We start from the raw sequence: 16,404 nt of genomic DNA, 5'->3' as shown, positions 1-16,404 counted from the left end.
GGAGACAAAGACTGACGGAGTCGCAGTCAATCGTTCGCGGTCGGTTACGGTCAAGCACATACATATTACGTTCTGTTACTGTCGGGTAGTACTCAACATTGCCGCCATTCGCGTTCCGGAATGACGAATTCGCACCACACGCACTTACCGCTGCCCCGCGACTCCACACCCCACAGGTCCGCCAGCCGGTCCACCAGCATCAGCCCTCGACCGGACACCCCGGACTGCCCCGCGTCCCGGCGCCGGGGCAGCGCGCTGGAACGATCCTCGACGTCGACCCGCAGCCGCCGCTCGGGCCCGGTGAGCACTCGGATCGTGACGATCGCCCCGCCGTCGGTGTGCATCAGCGCGTTGGTGATCAGCTCGTCGGCGGCCAGCTCGACCTCGTCGGCCCGCGTCCTGGCACCCCAGGCCCGCACCGCCGCACGGATCATGTGCCGCGCGGAGCTCAGCGCCTCCGGGTCGCCCTGCCCGACATGCTGCTGGAGCCGGCCGCCCGGCCGCGGTGCGTGAGCGGCCTGTCGGCGCAGCAGCAGGACCGCCACATCGTCCTCGCCGCCCCGCTCGTCGACCTCCTCGCAGAGCTGGTCGGCCAGCCGCTGAAGGTCCTGCGGACCGTTGCGCACCATGGACCTCAGCAGCTGCATGCCCTCGTCGAGATCGGCTCCGGGCAGCTCCACGAGACCGTCGGTGAACAGCACCAGCGTCTGACCGGGGTCCAGCTCGACCGTGCTGACCGGGTATTCGAGCCGCCCGAACTCGGCCGACAGCCCCAGCGGCAGCCCGCCCTCCACGGGCAGCCTGCGGCAGCTGCCGTCGGTGTCGCGCACCAGCGGATCGACATGGCCGGCCCGGACCAGCTGCACCACTCCCGTCGTCAGGTCGGCCTCGGCGTAGGAGCAGGTTGCGAAGCGGTCGGTGTCCAGCTCATGGAGGAACACGGAGGCCCGGGCCATCACCGTGGCGGGGCTGTGTCCCTCCGCCGCATAGGCGCGCAGCACGATGCGCAGCTGCCCCATGACTGCCGCGGCATGCGTGTCATGGCCCTGCACGTCCCCGATGACGGCACCGACCCGGCCGCCGGGCAGCGGGATGACGTCGTACCAGTCGCCTCCGATGTCCCGGCCCAGCCGGGCCGACCGGTACCGCACGGCGACCTGCGCGCCCGGCACGTCCGGGATCCGGCGCGGCAGCATGGCCTGCTGGAGGCCCTCGGCGAGATCGTGCTCCTGCTCGTACAGCATGGCCCGCTGCAGACTCTGGGCGATGGAGCTGCCGAGCGCGACGAGCAGGTTGCGTTCGTCGCCGGTGAAGCCGTCCTTCTCGCTGTAGAGCAGTCCGAGTGCGCCGATGGGCCGGGCCTGGGCGATCAGCGGCAGATAGGCGGCGGACGTGATGCCGAGATGGCTGATGTGGGGCCACAGAATCGGGTACGAGGTGGCGAAATCCGTGGCGGACTCGATGAAGCGGGGCGAGAGCGTAGTCACCACTTCGCTCATCGGGTACGGCTCGTCCGTCCGGGTGTAACGGGTACCGGGTACGAAGGAGCCCTCCGGGCCGTCCGCCACCAGATGGATGCGTCCCGCCTCCATCAGGCCCACGACCAGGCTGGTCGCACCGAGATGCGCCAGGCCCTGCGAGTTCTTCAGCACGTCGATGACGTCGCGGACCGTCCGGGCGTGGGCCAGCGCGGCCGTGGTGCCCTCCACCAGGCTGGTGCGGCGCTGCCGCTCCATGTCCAGTTCACGGCGGGCCGTGGAGTCGGCCAGCTCCTGGGTGGCGTCGCGGACGATGCCGATGATGCGACGGGGGCGGCCGGTCCCGTCGCGTTGGATGAAGCCCTGGGTATGGGTCCAGCGCAGGGTGCCGTCACGCCTCAGGATCCTGAAATACGCGCCGTAGTTTCTCTGCCCGCTCTTGAGGGCCTGCGCGACCATCGCGTCGAGCCGGACACCCTCGTCCGGCGGCACCCGCGGCGCGAGCGACTCCGGCCGGTCGTCGTATTCCCCGGCCCGCATGTCGAACACATCGAGTGCGGGCCGGTCCATGTGCATGAGGCCGCTGTCGAGGTCCCAGTCGAAGCTGCCCATACGGTTCAGGGCGAGACTGAGATCCGGGTGGGCGGGCCAGTCGTCCGGGAGTGACAGGGCACCCGCTACCCGACCATCCATGCGGGTCACTCTGCCACCATTTGTCCGATTCTTCGAGCGAACCCCACACCGGCGGGGAATCCGGTGTCGCGCGGTCGGAGCGCCTCCCCCGACCCCCACCGGGCACCGGGCCGCAGCGCCTTGGACCGTCCGGAGGGCCGCCCGCCCGGAGGCCGCAGGTCAGCAGCGGATACCGTGTCCCGTGGAGCACGGTAAGCCCATCCTTACTTCTACCCTGCGCCGCACTGCCCGCGTCAGCCCGTTCTAAGGACCTGCACTCCATGACCCGCCCCGTCCGCGTCGCCATAGTCGGAGCCGGCCCCGCCGGAATCTACGCAGCGGACGCGCTGCTGAAATCCGAGGCCGCCCAGGACCCGGGTGTTTCGATCGACCTGTTCGAGCGGATGCCCGCCCCCTTCGGCCTGATCCGCTACGGAGTGGCCCCTGATCACCCGCGGATCAAGGGCATCGTCCAGGCACTGCACCAGGTGCTCGACAAGCCGCAGTTGCGGCTTTTCGGCAACGTCGACTACCCCGCCGACATCGACCTGGACGATCTGCGGTCCTTCTACGACGCGGTGATCTTCTCCACCGGTGCCGACGCGGACCGCGCGCTCGACATCCCCGGCGGCTCCCTGGACGGTTCCCACGGCGCGGCCGACTTCGTCTCCTGGTACGACGGACACCCCGATGTGGCCCGCACCTGGCCCCTGGACGCGGAGAAGGTCGCCGTGCTCGGAGTGGGCAATGTGGCGCTGGACGTGGCCCGCATGCTCGCCAAGACGGCGGACGAACTGCTGCCGACCGAGATACCCGCGAACGTCTACGAGGGCCTCAAGGCCAACAAGGCCCTGGAAGTGCATGTCTTCGGGCGTCGCGGTCCCGCGCAGGCCAAGTTCAGCCCCATGGAGCTGCGCGAGCTGGACCACTCGCCGAACATCGAGGTCATCGTCAACCCCGAGGACATCGAGTACGACCAGGGTTCGATCGAGACCCGGCGCGGCAACAAGCAGGCCAACATGGTCGCCTCCACGCTGGAGAACTGGGCCATCCGCGACGTGGGCGACCGGCCGCACAAGCTGTTCCTGCACTTCTTCGAGTCCCCGGCCGAGATCCTCGGCGAGGACGGCCGGGTCGTCGGTCTGCGCACCGAGCGGACAGAGTTGGACGGCACCGGGAACGTCAAGGGCACCGGACGCTTCACCGACTGGGACGTGCAGAGCGTCTATCGCGCGGTCGGCTACTACTCGCAGGAGCTCCCCAAGCTCCCGTTCGACGTGACCTCCGGCACCGTCCCGCACGCCGCGGGGCGTGTCGTCGACGGCGAGGCGCCCATGCCGTCGGTGTACGTCACGGGGTGGATCAAGCGCGGCCCGATCGGTCTGATCGGCCACACCAAGGGCGATGCCAACGAGACGGTCGCCTGCCTCCTGGACGACCATGCCACCGGCCGACTGGCCACCCCGGCACAGCCCGAGCCGGAGGCCGTCACCGCCTTCCTGGAGGAGCGCGGCGTCCGCTACACCACCCGCGAGGGCTGGTACCGCCTGGACGCGCACGAGCAGGCCCTGGGCGCGGAGCAGGGGCGCGAGAGGATCAAGGTCGTGGAGCGCGACGCCATGCTGGACGCTTCCGAGCCCCGCCGCTGACGGTACGGACGTTTCTGACCGTACGGTCCGTACGGCCGGAAGGGCAGCTCCGCCCACCTCGGCGGAGCTGCCCGGCCCGCGATTTCACTCAACGGCCCTGCAGCGCCCGGACATTGTCCCCGAACGTCCGCCGCTCCCCGGCAGTGAGCAGGAGTTGAGTCCTGCCTCACCGGGGCGCCCCGAACGGTGTTGGGCGCACTGGCCTCCGCTTTCTCGTCCTGGTCGGCGGCACATATCACGTAGGCGATCCGTCCCAGGTGGGCGGAATCCCTACGACCTGGCGATGTGGGTGTGGCCAGAGGCGACGGGGAGGCCCCGCACCATCACGCCGGTGATACGGGGCCCCGACTGCTGACGCCACACCCGGCGCCCCGGATCGAGCCGCACCTGATGCTCCCACCGGTGACATAGGCCGTCTCCGCATTATTGGCATGCCCCTGGCAAACACCCTGACAGGCGTTCACCTCGAGGCCCCGCGCGCCACGATGCACCCCACGCAGGTTGATCCAGACCCTTCACCGATGGGTCCGAATCGAAGGCGGATGCCGATAACCGGAGGCAGGTTGTAGGCGGAAGACGACTTAGCTTAGGCTTACCTAAATCCGCGCAGTCCGCACGGGATCCAACCGCTCCGTCCACCAACCCATGAGGAACATCCATGTCCCGGTTCACCCGCGTGCGTCGCCGGACGCTCGCCGCAACTGCCACCGCCGCAGCGCTCGTTCTCGTCCTCGGTGGTTGTTCGTCGAGCGACGACGGCAAGGAGACCTCCGGCGCATCCGGGAAGAGCGACGGAGCGTTCCCCGTCTCGATCAAGAGCGCGCTCGGCACGGCCGAGATCAAGGAGCGGCCCGAACGGATCGTCACCCTCGGCCAGGGCTCGGCCGAGACCGCCATCGCGCTCGGACACACCCCGGTGGGCATGGAGAAGTACGAGTGGGGCAGCGACAAGACCGGCTATCTGCCCTGGATCCACGAGGCGGTGAAGAAGTCCGGCGACAAGCTGCCGACCCAGTTCACGGGTGGTGAGGACATCGACTTCGAGGCCATCACCGAGCTGGAGCCGGATGTCATCCTCGCGCCGTGGTCCGGGATCACGCAGAAGGATTACGACATCCTCAAGGACATCGCCCCCACCGTCGCCTACCCCGATCTGGCGTGGAGCACGGACTGGGACCAGCAGATCGACATCATCGGCAAGGCGCTGGGACAGACGGACGAGGCGAAGGGCCTCGTCTCGACGATCGAGAAGCAGCTGTCCGATGCGGCGGCGACCCGGCCGAACTACAAGAACTACAAGTTCTCGTACATCTACAACACCGGTCCCGGCACCCTCGGCGTGTTCAAGCCCGAGGAGCAGCGCGTGAAGATGCTCTCCTCGCTCGGCCTCACCGTCGACCCGGTGGTCAACACCTTCAAGGAGACCAAGGGCACCGACTCGGCGCTCATCGGTCTGGAGAACGCCGAGAAGCTGAAGGACAGCGATCTGCTCTTCACCTTCTACATGGATGACAAGTCCCGCAAGGAGATCGAGGCTCAGCCGCTGTACGCGGCGATGCCCGCGGTCAAGAGCGGCGCCATGGTGTACAGCAAGGACAACTCCTTCGTCACCGCCTCCTCGATCATCAACCCGCTCACCGTGCCGTGGGTGATCGACCGATACCTGCCGCTGATCGACAAGGCCATCAAGGCCGCCGACAACGGCTGAGGCCGGCCACCACCCACATGGCCACCACCACGCACGCACCGCCGAGCGGTGCCGGCACCTCACGGACCGGCACCGCTCGGCGGGTGTATTCCCTCGTCATCGCACTCGTCGTTCTCGTGCTCGCCGTGTTCGCGAGCGTCATGTTCGGCAGCCGGACCACCTCGTTCGGCGATGTGCTGCACGTCCTGTCCGGCACCGCCGATCCGAATGTCACCACCATCATCGAAAGCCGCTGGCCGAGGACCGCGCTCGGTGTACTCGCCGGTCTCTGTCTGGCCGTCGCGGGCACACTCATGCAGGGGGTGACCCGTAATCCGCTGGCCGATCCCGGTCTTCTGGGGATCAACGCGGGCGCCTCGGCGAGCATCGTCGCCGCGACGGCCTTCCTGGGGGCGTCGGGCAGTACGGACACCATGTGGTGGGCGCTGCCCGGTGCGCTGATCGCCGGTCTGCTCGTCCATGCGATCGGATCGGCGGGTTCGGGCAGCGGACTGGTGCGGCTCGTGCTCGCCGGTGCGGTGCTCTCCGCCGTGCTGATGGCGTTCATCCAGGCAGTGACCCTGAGCCGGCCGCAGGTGTTCGACAGCTACCGGTACTGGGTCGTCGGCGCGCTCGGCGGCCGGGACTTCGACGTCTTCCTGTCGGTTCTGCCGTTCGCTGTGGTCGGACTGGTGGTGGCCGCGGTGCTGGGGCCCGGCCTCAACACGCTCGCACTCGGTGACTCGACCGCGGCGTCCCTCGGGGCGAATCCGGCCCTGGTCCGGGCCGGCGGGCTGCTCTCGGCAACGCTGCTGAGCGCCGCGGCGACTGCGGCCGTCGGCCCGATCGCCTTCGTCGGCCTGGCCGTTCCGCATGTGGTGCGGGCCCTGGTCGGTGTCGACTTCCGTGTGCAGATCCTTTTCTCTGCGCTGGCCGGTCCCTCGCTGCTGCTCCTCGCGGATGTCGTGGGGCGGGTGGTCATGCGCCCGCAGGAACTGATGGTCGGTGTCGTGACAGCGTTCATCGGAGCGCCCGCGCTGCTCATCGCCGTACGCAGGATGAGGGGCAACGCATGACGTCGCATCAGGCCGGCTTCCGCACCGCCTCGCCCAAGGGGTTCCTGACGATCGGCAGGACGGTGGCGTTGCCGTTCCGGCGAGTGTCCGTGCTGACGGCGCTCGTGCTGTTCGTGCTGCTCGTCGTGGCCGCTGTCGCCACGCTGTCGCTCGGGCGGCTGGGCATTCCGCTCGCCGATCTCACCAAGGCGGTGACGGGCGGGGCCGAGGGCAAGAACGCCTTCGTCCTGGAACGCCTGCGCGGCCCGCGTCTGGTGGTCGCCATGGGCACCGGCGGAGCCCTCGGTCTTTCCGGGGCACTGTTCCAGTCCGTCACCCGCAATCCGCTCGGCAGCCCGGATGTGATCGGGCTGGCGTCCGGCGCCGGCGCGGGCGCCGCGATCAGCGCGCTGATGTTCCCGGACACCGTGCCGGTGGCCCTCGGCGCACTGCTCGGTGCCGTCCTCGCGATGGTGCTGGTCTATCTGTCGACCGGCACCGGGTTCCGTAACCCCGCACGGCTCGTCATCGCCGGGATCGGTGTCGCCGCGATCGGCACGGCGGTCACCCAGTACGTCGTCTACGCCATGGAGCGGGACCGGGCCGCCGTCCTCACCGCCTACGTCAACGGCAGCCTGTCGGCGCGGTCCTGGGACGACGCCACCACGATCTGGCTCGTGCTGCTGGTCGTGGCCCCGCTCACCGCCCTGATCGCACGGCGGCTGGACATCGGGGAGATGGGCGACGACATCGCGGGCGCACTCGGATCCGAACCCCGCGGCACGAAGACGGTCGCCATCGTGCTGGCGATCGTGCTCTCGGCGGGCGCCGTCGGCGTCGCCGGGCCCATCACGTTCATCTCGCTGACGGCTCCGCAGATCGCGAAGCGGATCACCCGGGTCTCCGGCCCGCACCTGTTGCTGTCGACGCTGACCGGCGCACTGCTGCTGGTGATCGCGGATCTCTGCGCCCAGCAACTGCCGCTGTTCGAGAACCTGCCCGTGGGTATCTACACGATGGCCATCGGGGGTGTGTACCTCGGCTGGCTGCTGGTGCGGGAGTGGCGCCGGGGAGTGCTGTGAGGCCCTTCGGGGGCTGTCACCCGCCGCAGGAGTAGGTGTACGGGCTCCACGGACACACCGGGCATCCTGCACCGTGACCGGACCCTGGCTTCCCGGCCCCCACCCCACGGCCCCTCTTGAACACGTTCAAGAGGGGCCGTAGAGTCATCACCGAGCACACTTGAACACGTTCAAGTCGGGGGGTGGTCATGTCAGTACTGGTCGGTCTGGTCGTGATGCTGGGCATGCTGGTGGTGGTTCCGATGGGGCTACGACTGGCCGGTGCGCCCGAGCTGGAACGGATGCGCCGTCTGTGGCCGCTCTTCGCCGTGCCGGGCGCCGTCGCACTCTGGCTGCCACGAGGCGGACCCGCCACCATCCTGGCGGCCTGCTACGCGCTCGGTGCCGTACTCCTCGCTCTCCACGCCCCGCCACGGCTGCTCCGTAACCTCGCAGCGTCCAGAACCTCCGCCGTGGCGCCCACCGAGATCGCCCTGCTCACCGCCCTGATCACCCCTTCGATCGCCGCCATCGCGCTGGTCGCCGAACGCTCGGGGCACACGCTCTTCGGCTTCGGGCTCGGCATCCTGGCACTGACCGTGCCGCACTTCCACTTCGCCGGATTCGCCGCCGCACTGGTCTCGGGACTGGTCTGCCGGGTCGCCGACAGCGCCGCAGGAAGGTTCGCTGCGCTGAGCGTGCCGCTGGGCACCCTGCTCGTCCTCATCGGCTATTTCATCGGGGACCGGGCCGAGCTGGCCGGGGCAGTCGTGCTGACAGCGGGCATGTGGACCGTCGCCCTGCTCACCTGGCGATCGATCCGCGGCAGGCAACGGGACCGGATCGCCCGGCTGCTGCTCGCCACCTCGTCCGCCGTGCTCGTGGTCACCATGGTGCTCGCGCTGAGCTGGGCACTGGGAGAGGCCACCGGGCTCCCTCACCCCACGGCGACATGGATGGCCGCCACCCACGGTCTCGGCAACGCACTCGGCTTCGCACTCTGCTCCGTGCTTGCCTGGAGCAGGCTCCGGAACCACACCGATCACGAAGGCAGGACCGCATGAGCACCTTCACGTACCCCGAGGTCGGAGCCACTCGCCTCGGCCCGCTCCCCGACGGCTACAACCACCTCCACCACCGGACCCGGGTCGGGCACGGCCGGGGCGACTTCGAGGCAGCGGGCGCGACGGTCACCGAATGGCGCATGCATCGCACCAGCGGAGCCGAGGTCCACGCCTCGGCGCCCCGCGCCGAAGCCGGGGTCTCGGTCCGGGTGTCGCTGGGCATCGGCCCGTTCCGGTTCACCGCACCCTGCCGGGTCGTCTGGGCCGCGTACGAGAAGGACCGCATCGGATTCGCCTACGGGACGCTGGTCCGGCACCCCGAGTGCGGCGAGGAGTCATTCGTGGTGGAGCTGGCGGACGACGGGGCGGTGTGGTTCACCGTCATGGCGTTCAGCCGCCCGGCCGCCTGGCACACCCGGCTCGCGGGGCCCGTCGTACCGCTGATCCAGCGGTGGTACGCCCGCCGGCTCGGCACCACGCTGCGCCGGCTCGTCACCGAAGGCCGGCGAGCGCGGGTCTGAAGGGCCGAGCCGCGTCACCGGACCGATACTGGAAACGATGGAGTGGTTCACCGCAGACGGATACTGGCTCAGCCGGCTGATCTTCCAGCGGGCTCTGGCCGGCCTCTATCTGGTCGCGTTTCTCACCGCCGCGCTTCAGTTCCGGGCGCTGATCGGCGAACGCGGCATGCTGCCCGTACCGGATTTCCTGCGGCGTACGGACTGGCGCAGCACGCCCGGCCTCTTCCGGCTCCACTATTCCGACCGCTTCTTCGCCCTCGTCTGCTGGACCGGCTGCGCGATCGCCGTCGCACTGATCGCAGGCGTGGACTCCTATGTTCCGCTCTGGGCGGCGATGCTGCTCTGGGCACTGCCGTGGGCGCTCTATCTGTCGATCGTCCAAGTCGGCCAGACCTGGTACGGCTTCGGCTGGGAGTCCCTGCTGCTGGAGACCGGCTTCCTCGCCGTCTTTCTCGGCAACGCCGACACGGCGCCGCCCGTGCTGGTGCTGTGGCTGCTGCGTTGGGTGCTGTTCCGGGTGGAGTTCGGCGCCGGGCTGATCAAGATCCGCGGCGACGAGTGCTGGCGCAACCTGACGTGTCTGTACTTCCACCACGAGACCCAGCCGATGCCGGGACCGCTGAGCTGGTTCTTCCACCGGTTGCCGAGGCCCGTCCACCGGGCCGAGGTGGCGGCCAACCATGTCACTCAACTCCTGGTGCCGGTGCTCCTCTTCACTCCGCAGCCGGTGGCGAGCGCGGCCGCGGGACTGATGATCGTCACCCAGCTGTGGCTGGTTGTCTCGGGGAATTTCGCCTGGCTGAACTGGGTGACGATCACTCTCGCCCTGTCCGCCGTCGACTGGTCCCTGTTCACCGAGCCACCCGCCCAGTCCGCGCCGCCGCTCTGGTACGAGATCGTCGTCATCGTGGTCACCGCGCTGGTCGTGTTCCTCAGCTACCGCCCGGCGCGCAATCTGATCTCCCGCCGCCAGGTGATGAACCGCTCGTTCGACCCACTGCATCTGGTCAATACCTACGGCGCGTTCGGCAGCATCAGCCGGGTCCGGCTGGAGGTGGTGGTCGAAGGCACCGACGAGCAGGAGCTCCACGACGGCACGGTCTGGCAGGAGTACGGCTTCCGCGGCAAGCCGGGCGATCCGCGCCGACTGCCCCGCCAGTTCGCTCCTTACCATCTGCGGCTCGACTGGCTGATGTGGTTCGCGGCGCTCTCCCCCGCGTACGCGGGCCCCTGGTTCGGCCAGTTCGTGGAGCGGCTGCTGGAGAACGACCGGGACACGCTGCGGCTGCTGCGCCACAACCCGTTCCCCGAGACCCCGCCCACACATGTCCGCGCCAGGCTGTACCACTACCGGTACACGACCTGGCGCGAACTGCGGGCCACGGGACGCTGGTGGCACCGCACCTACGTGCGGGATTTCATGCCCCCCGTGTCGCTCGGTCCCTCCTGGCTCAGCCCGACCAGGCGATCTTGAACACCCAGGCGTGCTTCCCGGTCCTGCGGGCCGCCGCCGGTACGTCGATCACCAGCGAGCCGCCCGTGGGTACGCCGGCTGAGCGGCCGGCCGCGTTGCGGTCGGAGAGCTTGGTGTCCCGGAGCGCGAAGCCCTCATGGTGCTTCGAGGTGAGGACGTGGTGCCGCGCACCCGCGTCCCGGAACAGCTCCGCCCAGGAGCACGGGTCGAAGCGTTCGGCGCGGAACCGCGGGATGAAGTCGTCGCAGTCGAAACGGCGCGTTGTCGACCTGGTCGACGTTCTCCTACGAGCTGCTGTCCCTCACATCGGCTCGCCGGCTTGGAAGGGCGGCCGACTGTCTGCCGCTCAGCGTCGTCGGGGGGGCGGGCCGTCGTTCACCGGGGCAGCGGTGGCCGATGCGGCCTTCTGACCGGGGACGCCCCCGAACACCCGAGCTCCGGCCCACCCCTTGCGGGGTGTGGACCGGAGCTCGGGTATGAAGGTGTGAAGCGGTCAGTCGACGCTGGGCAGGATGTGCGGCTCGGCGAGGTCGTCCTCGTAGCCGGCCAGCCGGATCGGCGCGGACCTGGCCCAGACCTCGATGTTTCGGAGCTTCTCGGGCCCGCGGGCCCGCTCTCCTTGTCGTTCGGCCGGTTGCTTCTCGCGCTTCGTCAGTTCTGGTGTCGTCACCGCGCACTCCTTTGTGTCGCGTAACCCCGGGCATCGCCGACACCCCGGCCTCATTACCGGGAGTCGACCACCCGCGAGGGGCAGGGGGCAAGAATGGTTCGGTCGCGGTGGCGCCGGGTACGGGGCGGGACGGCGACTTGGTTGACAAGTCTGTCCCAGGACGGTCGAGGAGGTTTTGTGAACTCCTCGATGACGTCCGTTCGGATCAGATTAACCAAATGAGCGCGATCCCGCTCGATGGAATGTGCGCATTGGGCCACTTTCGGCCATCGAGTACGGAAAAGACCCGGCCGGGAACGAGTCCCGGGCCGGGTCCACGGCGCCGCCCGAACCCTGCGCCACCGGTCGACTACCAGTTGGCGGGCGCGTAGTCCTTGAGGAAGCAGCCGTACAGGTCCTCGCCGTCCTCGCCGCGCACGATCGGGTCGTAGACGCGAGCAGCGCCGTCGACCAGGTCGAGCGGAGCGTGGAAGCCCTCTTCGGCAAGGCGGATCTTGTCGGGGTGCGGGCGCTCGTCGGTGATCCAGCCGGTGTCGACGGCGGTCATCAGGATGCCGTCCTTCTCGAACATCTCCTGGGCGCTGGTGCGGGTGAGCATGTTCAGCGCGGCCTTGGCCATGTTGGTGTGCGGGTGGCCCGCGCCCTTGTAGCCACGGCTGAACACGCCCTCCATGGCGGAGACATTGACCACGTAGGCGCGCTTGGCGGCGGTCGCCGCCATCGCCGGGCGGAGCCTGCTGATCAGGATGAACGGCGCGGTGGAGTTGCAGAGCTGGACTTCCAGCAGCTCGATCGGTTCGACCTCTTCGACGGTCTGGATCCAGCTGTTGGTGTCATGCAGGTCGGGTACGAGACCGCCCGCGTCGATCGCCGTTCCGGCGGCGATCCGCTCCAGGGAGGCGGACCCGGTGACCAGGGCGAGCTCGGTGACGTCCTGCGCGCTCAGGCCCTCCTTGCGGGCGGCCGGGAGGGCCGCGACACGGTCGACGGTGCCGCTGCCGAAGGTGCCGATGACCTCGGCGGCGGGCAGCTCACCCGCGGGAAGCGGGGCGGATTCGGCGTTGACCAGTTCGCTGTACGCGTTCGCGGAGCGGCGCACGGTCTGCGCCGCGTTGTTGATCAGAATGTCCAGCGGGCCCTCGGCCGCGACCGAGTCGGCGAGCGCGACGACCTGGGCGGGGTCGCGCAGATCGATGCCGACGATCTTCAGCCGGTGGATCCACTCGTCACTGTCCGGCATCGCCTTGAAACGACGGATCGCATCGTTGGGGAAACGGGTGGTGATGGTGGTGTGCGCGCCGTCGCGCAACAGCCGCAGAGCGATGTACATGCCAATCTTCGCGCGACCGCCGGTGAGGAGCGCGCGACGGCCGGTGAGGTCGGTCCGTGCGTCGCGGCGCGAGCGGTTCTCCTTGGCGCACTGCTGGCAGAGCTGGTGGTAGAACGCGTCCACCTCGACGTACCTGGTCTTGCAGATGTAGCAGGACCGGGGCCGCTGGAGGACGCCCGCGATCTCGGCACGGGCCGAGGACGACGGCAGGACCCCCTGGGTCTCGTCGTCGATGCGGTCGGCCGAGCCGGTCGCGGTGGCCTCGGTGACGGCCTTGTCGTGCGCGGTCTTGGCGGCGCGGCGCTCCTGACGGCGGCGCTGCTTCACGGTCCGGTAGATCCCGGCCGTGGCGCGGCGCACGGCGATGGCGTCGGGGTGGTCGACCTCGATGGTGTCGAGTTCGTCGAGCACGCTCAGGCAGACGGCCAGCCGCTCCGGGTCGATACCGGGACCGAACTCCTCAGTACCGGGAGCGAGCTCCGGGCTGTCCTCTGTCACCGTCATTGCCGTTCCTCTGTCGCTTGTCACTCGTGGCGCCGACCGCGCTACATGGTCCTGCCGGGCCGAACGCCCCGATCAAGTCTGCCATGCACCGGATGCTGCTCCGTTCGCGTGACTTCGCCGGGGTTCACCGCAGTTCGCGGGCGCGTGTGTGCATGGCTGCGCCCCTCCGCCCCGACGGCTCCTCCACGGGTCGGTCACATATGCTTCCCTGCGATACGGCCAGGGTTGAGCTGTGCCGTCCTTACAAGGGGGTGGAACGTGGCTGAACTCCCTGCGGGCGGCTCTCCGGCGCAGCCTGTGCGCCCGGCCCTCATCCCCGAACAGAACAGACTCGCGCCGGTCGGCAACGATTCGGTGTGGGACGTCGATGCCGTGATCCTGCTGGTCGAGGACGACGCCGGTGATGCGCTCCTCGTCGAGGAGATGCTCGCGGACAGCGAGCTGGACTCCGCACTGACCTGGTGCCGGACGCTCGCGGAGGCGCGACGGTTCCTGGCCGACTGCCGGACCCCGTGCTGCGTACTGCTCGATCTGCACCTGTCCGATGTGTACGGCCTGGACGTCGTCACCCAGATCGTCGAGTCGGCGCCGGATGCGGCCATTGTGGTGCTGACCGGCAGGGCCGAGGCCGATACGGGCCTGTCGGCCGTGGCGACCGGCGCCCAGGATTATCTGGTCAAGGGGCGGCTGGATCCGGAGGCGCTGGGTCGCTCGGTCCGGTACGCGCTCCAGCGCAAGCAGGTCGAGCGGGCCGCCGCGGCGCTGCGTGCCAACCGGCTGATGGCGCAGGAGAACGCCCGCCTCGAACGCGGGCTGCTGCCCGTACCCCTGCTGCGCGACGACTCCTTCGAAGCGGTGGCGCGATACGCACCGGGCCGGGCGCACGCCCTGCTCAGCGGTGACTTCTACGACGTGGTGCAGACGTCCGACGGCACGGTGCACGCGGTGATCGGCGATGTGTCGGGGCACGGGGCGGCGGAGGCGGCGCTGGGTGTCTGTCTGCGGGTGGCCTGGCGCAGCGCGGTGTTGTGCGCCACCGGCCAGCTCGAACGCGTCAGGTTGCTGGAGGAGATCCTGGTCGCCGAACGCTCCGATCCGCATGTCTTCGCCACCCTCACGGCACTGTCCTGCGCGCCGGACCGCCGTCGGGTGCAGGTGGTGCGGGCCGGTCACCCCGGGCTGCTGCTGCGCAGCGGTGCCCGGGTGAGCTGGGTCGAGCCCGAGCCCGGGACGGCCCTGGGGCTGCTCCCGGGGGCAGGACGGTGGAGCACCTCGGAGCTGTCCCTGCCCAGGGACGGCCGGATCGTCCTCTTCACGGACGGCCTCTTCGAGGGGCGCACGGGGCCTGGTTCCCGGCTGGGCGAGGACGGGCTGCTCGCCATGGCCCGAAGGCACGGGGCCCTGGCGGCCCGTGCCTTTGTGGACACCCTGGTCGACGAGGCCGCCGGGGCCGCGGCCCCGTACGGCGGTCTCGCCGACGACGTGGCCGTGCTCCATCTGGGCTGGGGACGGGGGGAGCCGCGATGAGCGGCCGGGACGCATCGCCGACCCGTCGGCGCGGCCTCGCTTCACGCTTGTCGGTCCAGAACTGGGTCCATCTGATTCTCGCCGTCTTCGTTCTGGTCGTCTGCGCCGGGCTGACCCTCGGGGGCATGGTGCTGGCCCGGATATCCGACCGCACCACCGAGCTGGTGGACCGCATCCAGCCCGCCCGCTCATCGTCCTTCCAGTTGCAGAACGCCCTGCTCGACCAGGAGACCGGGGTCCGCGGATACGCGCTCACCGGTGACTCGACCTTCCTGCGGCCGTACGAGGCGGGGATGCGGGACGAGAAGCTGCGGCTGGCCAAGGTGCGTGCGCTCGTCGGGGACGAGCAGCCCTTCGCCCGCGATCTCGACCGGATCGCCGCAGCCGCGCGGGAGTGGCGCAGCCGGCACGCCGAGCCGCTGGTCGCCGCGGTCCGCCGGGACGGCCCGGCGTCCGAGTCCTCGGCCCCGATCCGGCGGAGCAAGGGCGAGTTCGACACTCTGCGGCGGCTGTACACGGCACAGCAGGCGCATCTCGATGTGGCACGCGACCGGGCCCGCGCCGAACTGAGCGCGGCCCGCATCACCCGTGACCAGGTACTCATCTCGCTGGTCGTGGGCTTTCTGCTGGCGGTCGTCTCGCTGAGTCTGCTGCTGAACCGGATGGTGGGCCGGCCGCTGCGCCGGCTGACCGCCGCCTCGGACACGGTCAGCTCGGGGGCATTCCGTAACCGGATCGAGGTCGACGGACCATCCGATGTGCGGGCGGTCGCGGCGGCTGTGGAGGACATGCGCCGCCGCATCGTCGAGGAGCTCGCCGAATCCCAGGAGCGCGGGACGCTGCTGGCGGAACAGGCACAGGAGCTGCGCCGGTCCAATGCCGAACTGGAGCAGTTCGCCTATGTCGCCTCGCACGATCTGCAGGAACCGCTGCGCAAGGTCGCCTCGTTCTGCCGGCTTCTGGAGCAGCGGTACGCCGCCGAGCTCGACGACCGGGCGCGGCAGTACATCGACTACGCGGTCGACGGCGCCAAGCGGATGCAGGTGCTGATCAACGATCTGCTCACCTTCTCCCGTATGGGGCGGGTGCACGACAAGTGGAAGCCGGTCGACCTCGACGGCGCCCTCGACCGTGCCCTGGCCAATCTCGCGCTGGTCGTCGAGGAGTCCGGTGCGACGGTCGTCCGGGAGGGCCCGCTGCCCGAACCGGCCGGGGACGCGACGGCGCTCTCCATGGTCTGGCAGAACCTGATCGGCAACGCGGTGAAGTTCCGCCGCCCCGACGTACCGTGCCGGGTCACGGTCGGCTGTGTACGGGACGGCGACGACTGGCACTTCTCCGTTGCGGACAACGGGATAGGTATCGCGCCGGAGTTCTCCCAGAAGGTGTTCGTCATCTTCCAGCGTCTGCACGGCAGGGAGCAGTACGAGGGAACGGGCATCGGTCTGGCCCTGTGCCGGAAGATCGTGGAGTTCCACGGAGGCCGGATCTGGCTGGAGCCGGAGGCCGCCGAAGGCACCTGCATCCGCTTCACGCTGCCGGTCGCCCCCGCCGGGCCCGCGCACACCCCTGTTGAACCACTCGTCGCGGAATCCGTCGTCGGACGGGCCGGCCATGGCTGAGATCTGCCCCGTTTTCCCCGGAGTGGGACCGTTCGTCGTGGGTAGGCGAACGTCGAACAGCTGTCATCGAACACCCCTGCGTCGCCCTGG

At 69.5% G+C, this 16,404-nt stretch carries 13 protein-coding genes; 9 read left to right on the top strand and 4 right to left on the bottom strand.

Annotated elements, in window-relative coordinates; all coding sequences use genetic code 11:
* Positions 1-92: 92 nt before the first annotated feature.
* Complete coding sequence (locus GA0115254_RS06835) at positions 93-2,171, bottom strand: SpoIIE family protein phosphatase (protein ID WP_093894383.1); 2,079 nt, start codon at positions 2,169-2,171, stop codon at positions 93-95.
* Positions 2,172-2,431: 260 nt separating this feature from the next.
* On the opposite strand from GA0115254_RS06835, the gene GA0115254_RS06830 reads away from it, so the two are divergent.
* The 7 genes from GA0115254_RS06830 (at position 2,432) to GA0115254_RS06800 (ending at position 10,661) form a co-directional block, all read left to right on the top strand.
* Positions 2,432-3,799: an FAD-dependent oxidoreductase gene (locus tag GA0115254_RS06830; protein ID WP_093894382.1), complete on the top strand. Its 1,368-nt coding sequence runs from the start codon at positions 2,432-2,434 to the stop codon at positions 3,797-3,799.
* Positions 3,800-4,457: 658 nt separating this feature from the next.
* A complete protein-coding gene (locus GA0115254_RS06825) occupies positions 4,458-5,507 on the top strand; it encodes an iron-siderophore ABC transporter substrate-binding protein (RefSeq protein WP_093894381.1) in 1,050 nt (349 codons plus the stop codon).
* 17 nt (positions 5,508-5,524) lie between these two features.
* Positions 5,525-6,562, top strand: coding sequence for a FecCD family ABC transporter permease (locus GA0115254_RS06820; protein WP_093894380.1), 1,038 nt, complete (start codon positions 5,525-5,527; stop codon positions 6,560-6,562).
* Positions 6,559-7,623, top strand: coding sequence for a FecCD family ABC transporter permease (locus GA0115254_RS06815; protein ID WP_093894379.1), 1,065 nt, complete (start codon positions 6,559-6,561; stop codon positions 7,621-7,623). The genes GA0115254_RS06820 and GA0115254_RS06815 overlap by 4 nt, the downstream gene beginning before the upstream one ends.
* A gap of 188 nt (positions 7,624-7,811) precedes the next feature.
* Positions 7,812-8,666: a YndJ family protein gene (locus GA0115254_RS06810; RefSeq protein WP_093894378.1), complete on the top strand. Its 855-nt coding sequence runs from the start codon at positions 7,812-7,814 to the stop codon at positions 8,664-8,666.
* Positions 8,663-9,187, top strand: coding sequence for a DUF1990 family protein (locus GA0115254_RS06805; protein ID WP_093894377.1), 525 nt, complete (start codon positions 8,663-8,665; stop codon positions 9,185-9,187). Before GA0115254_RS06810 ends, GA0115254_RS06805 begins: the two co-directional genes overlap by 4 nt.
* Before the next feature lie 37 nt (positions 9,188-9,224).
* Positions 9,225-10,661, top strand: a complete 1,437-nt coding sequence (locus GA0115254_RS06800) for a lipase maturation factor family protein (protein ID WP_093894376.1) — start codon at positions 9,225-9,227, stop codon at positions 10,659-10,661.
* Here GA0115254_RS06800 and GA0115254_RS47400 read toward each other — a convergent pair.
* From GA0115254_RS47400 to GA0115254_RS06785, 3 genes are all read right to left on the bottom strand, one after another.
* Positions 10,639-10,896, bottom strand: a complete 258-nt coding sequence (locus GA0115254_RS47400; protein WP_370740838.1) for an alpha-L-fucosidase — start codon at positions 10,894-10,896, stop codon at positions 10,639-10,641. The genes GA0115254_RS06800 and GA0115254_RS47400 overlap by 23 nt on opposite strands.
* 258 nt (positions 10,897-11,154) lie before the next feature.
* Positions 11,155-11,331: a hypothetical protein gene (locus tag GA0115254_RS44240; protein ID WP_176740004.1), complete on the bottom strand. Its 177-nt coding sequence runs from the start codon at positions 11,329-11,331 to the stop codon at positions 11,155-11,157.
* Between the two features lie 349 nt (positions 11,332-11,680).
* Positions 11,681-13,165, bottom strand: a complete 1,485-nt coding sequence (locus tag GA0115254_RS06785; protein WP_093894375.1) for an SDR family NAD(P)-dependent oxidoreductase — start codon at positions 13,163-13,165, stop codon at positions 11,681-11,683.
* A gap of 297 nt (positions 13,166-13,462) precedes the next feature.
* Here GA0115254_RS06785 and GA0115254_RS06780 point away from each other — a divergent pair, with 297 nt between their 5' ends.
* Together GA0115254_RS06780 and GA0115254_RS06775 are read left to right on the top strand one after the other, a co-directional pair.
* Positions 13,463-14,692 carry a PP2C family protein-serine/threonine phosphatase gene (locus GA0115254_RS06780; RefSeq protein WP_256102431.1) on the top strand — a complete coding sequence of 410 codons (1,230 nt, stop codon included), beginning with the start codon at positions 13,463-13,465 and terminating at the stop codon, positions 14,690-14,692.
* Positions 14,689-16,314, top strand: a complete 1,626-nt coding sequence (locus tag GA0115254_RS06775; protein WP_093894373.1) for a sensor histidine kinase — start codon at positions 14,689-14,691, stop codon at positions 16,312-16,314. Before GA0115254_RS06780 ends, GA0115254_RS06775 begins: the two co-directional genes overlap by 4 nt.
* Positions 16,315-16,404: the final 90 nt, after the last annotated feature.

The sequence above is a fragment of the Streptomyces sp. Ncost-T10-10d genome (assembly GCF_900091955.1).
In the GTDB taxonomy this organism is placed as follows: domain Bacteria; phylum Actinomycetota; class Actinomycetes; order Streptomycetales; family Streptomycetaceae; genus Streptomyces.
The sequence above is the reverse complement of the archived record's forward strand: the minus strand, read 5'-3'. Positions and strand labels throughout refer to the sequence as shown.

Bases quoted from the DNA above. Each gene is read 5' to 3' on its own strand.
- GA0115254_RS06835 (WP_093894383.1), bottom strand. From the start codon at position 2,171: ATGGATGGTCGGGTAGCGGGTGCCCTGTCACTCCCGGACGACTGGCCC.
- GA0115254_RS06830 (WP_093894382.1), top strand. From the start codon at position 2,432: ATGACCCGCCCCGTCCGCGTCGCCATAGTCGGAGCCGGCCCCGCCGGA.
- GA0115254_RS06825 (WP_093894381.1), top strand. From the start codon at position 4,458: ATGTCCCGGTTCACCCGCGTGCGTCGCCGGACGCTCGCCGCAACTGCC.
- GA0115254_RS06820 (WP_093894380.1), top strand. From the start codon at position 5,525: ATGGCCACCACCACGCACGCACCGCCGAGCGGTGCCGGCACCTCACGG.
- GA0115254_RS06815 (WP_093894379.1), top strand. From the start codon at position 6,559: ATGACGTCGCATCAGGCCGGCTTCCGCACCGCCTCGCCCAAGGGGTTC.
- GA0115254_RS06810 (WP_093894378.1), top strand. From the start codon at position 7,812: ATGTCAGTACTGGTCGGTCTGGTCGTGATGCTGGGCATGCTGGTGGTG.
- GA0115254_RS06805 (WP_093894377.1), top strand. From the start codon at position 8,663: ATGAGCACCTTCACGTACCCCGAGGTCGGAGCCACTCGCCTCGGCCCG.
- GA0115254_RS06800 (WP_093894376.1), top strand. From the start codon at position 9,225: ATGGAGTGGTTCACCGCAGACGGATACTGGCTCAGCCGGCTGATCTTC.
- GA0115254_RS06785 (WP_093894375.1), bottom strand. From the start codon at position 13,165: ATGACGGTGACAGAGGACAGCCCGGAGCTCGCTCCCGGTACTGAGGAG.
- GA0115254_RS06775 (WP_093894373.1), top strand. From the start codon at position 14,689: ATGAGCGGCCGGGACGCATCGCCGACCCGTCGGCGCGGCCTCGCTTCA.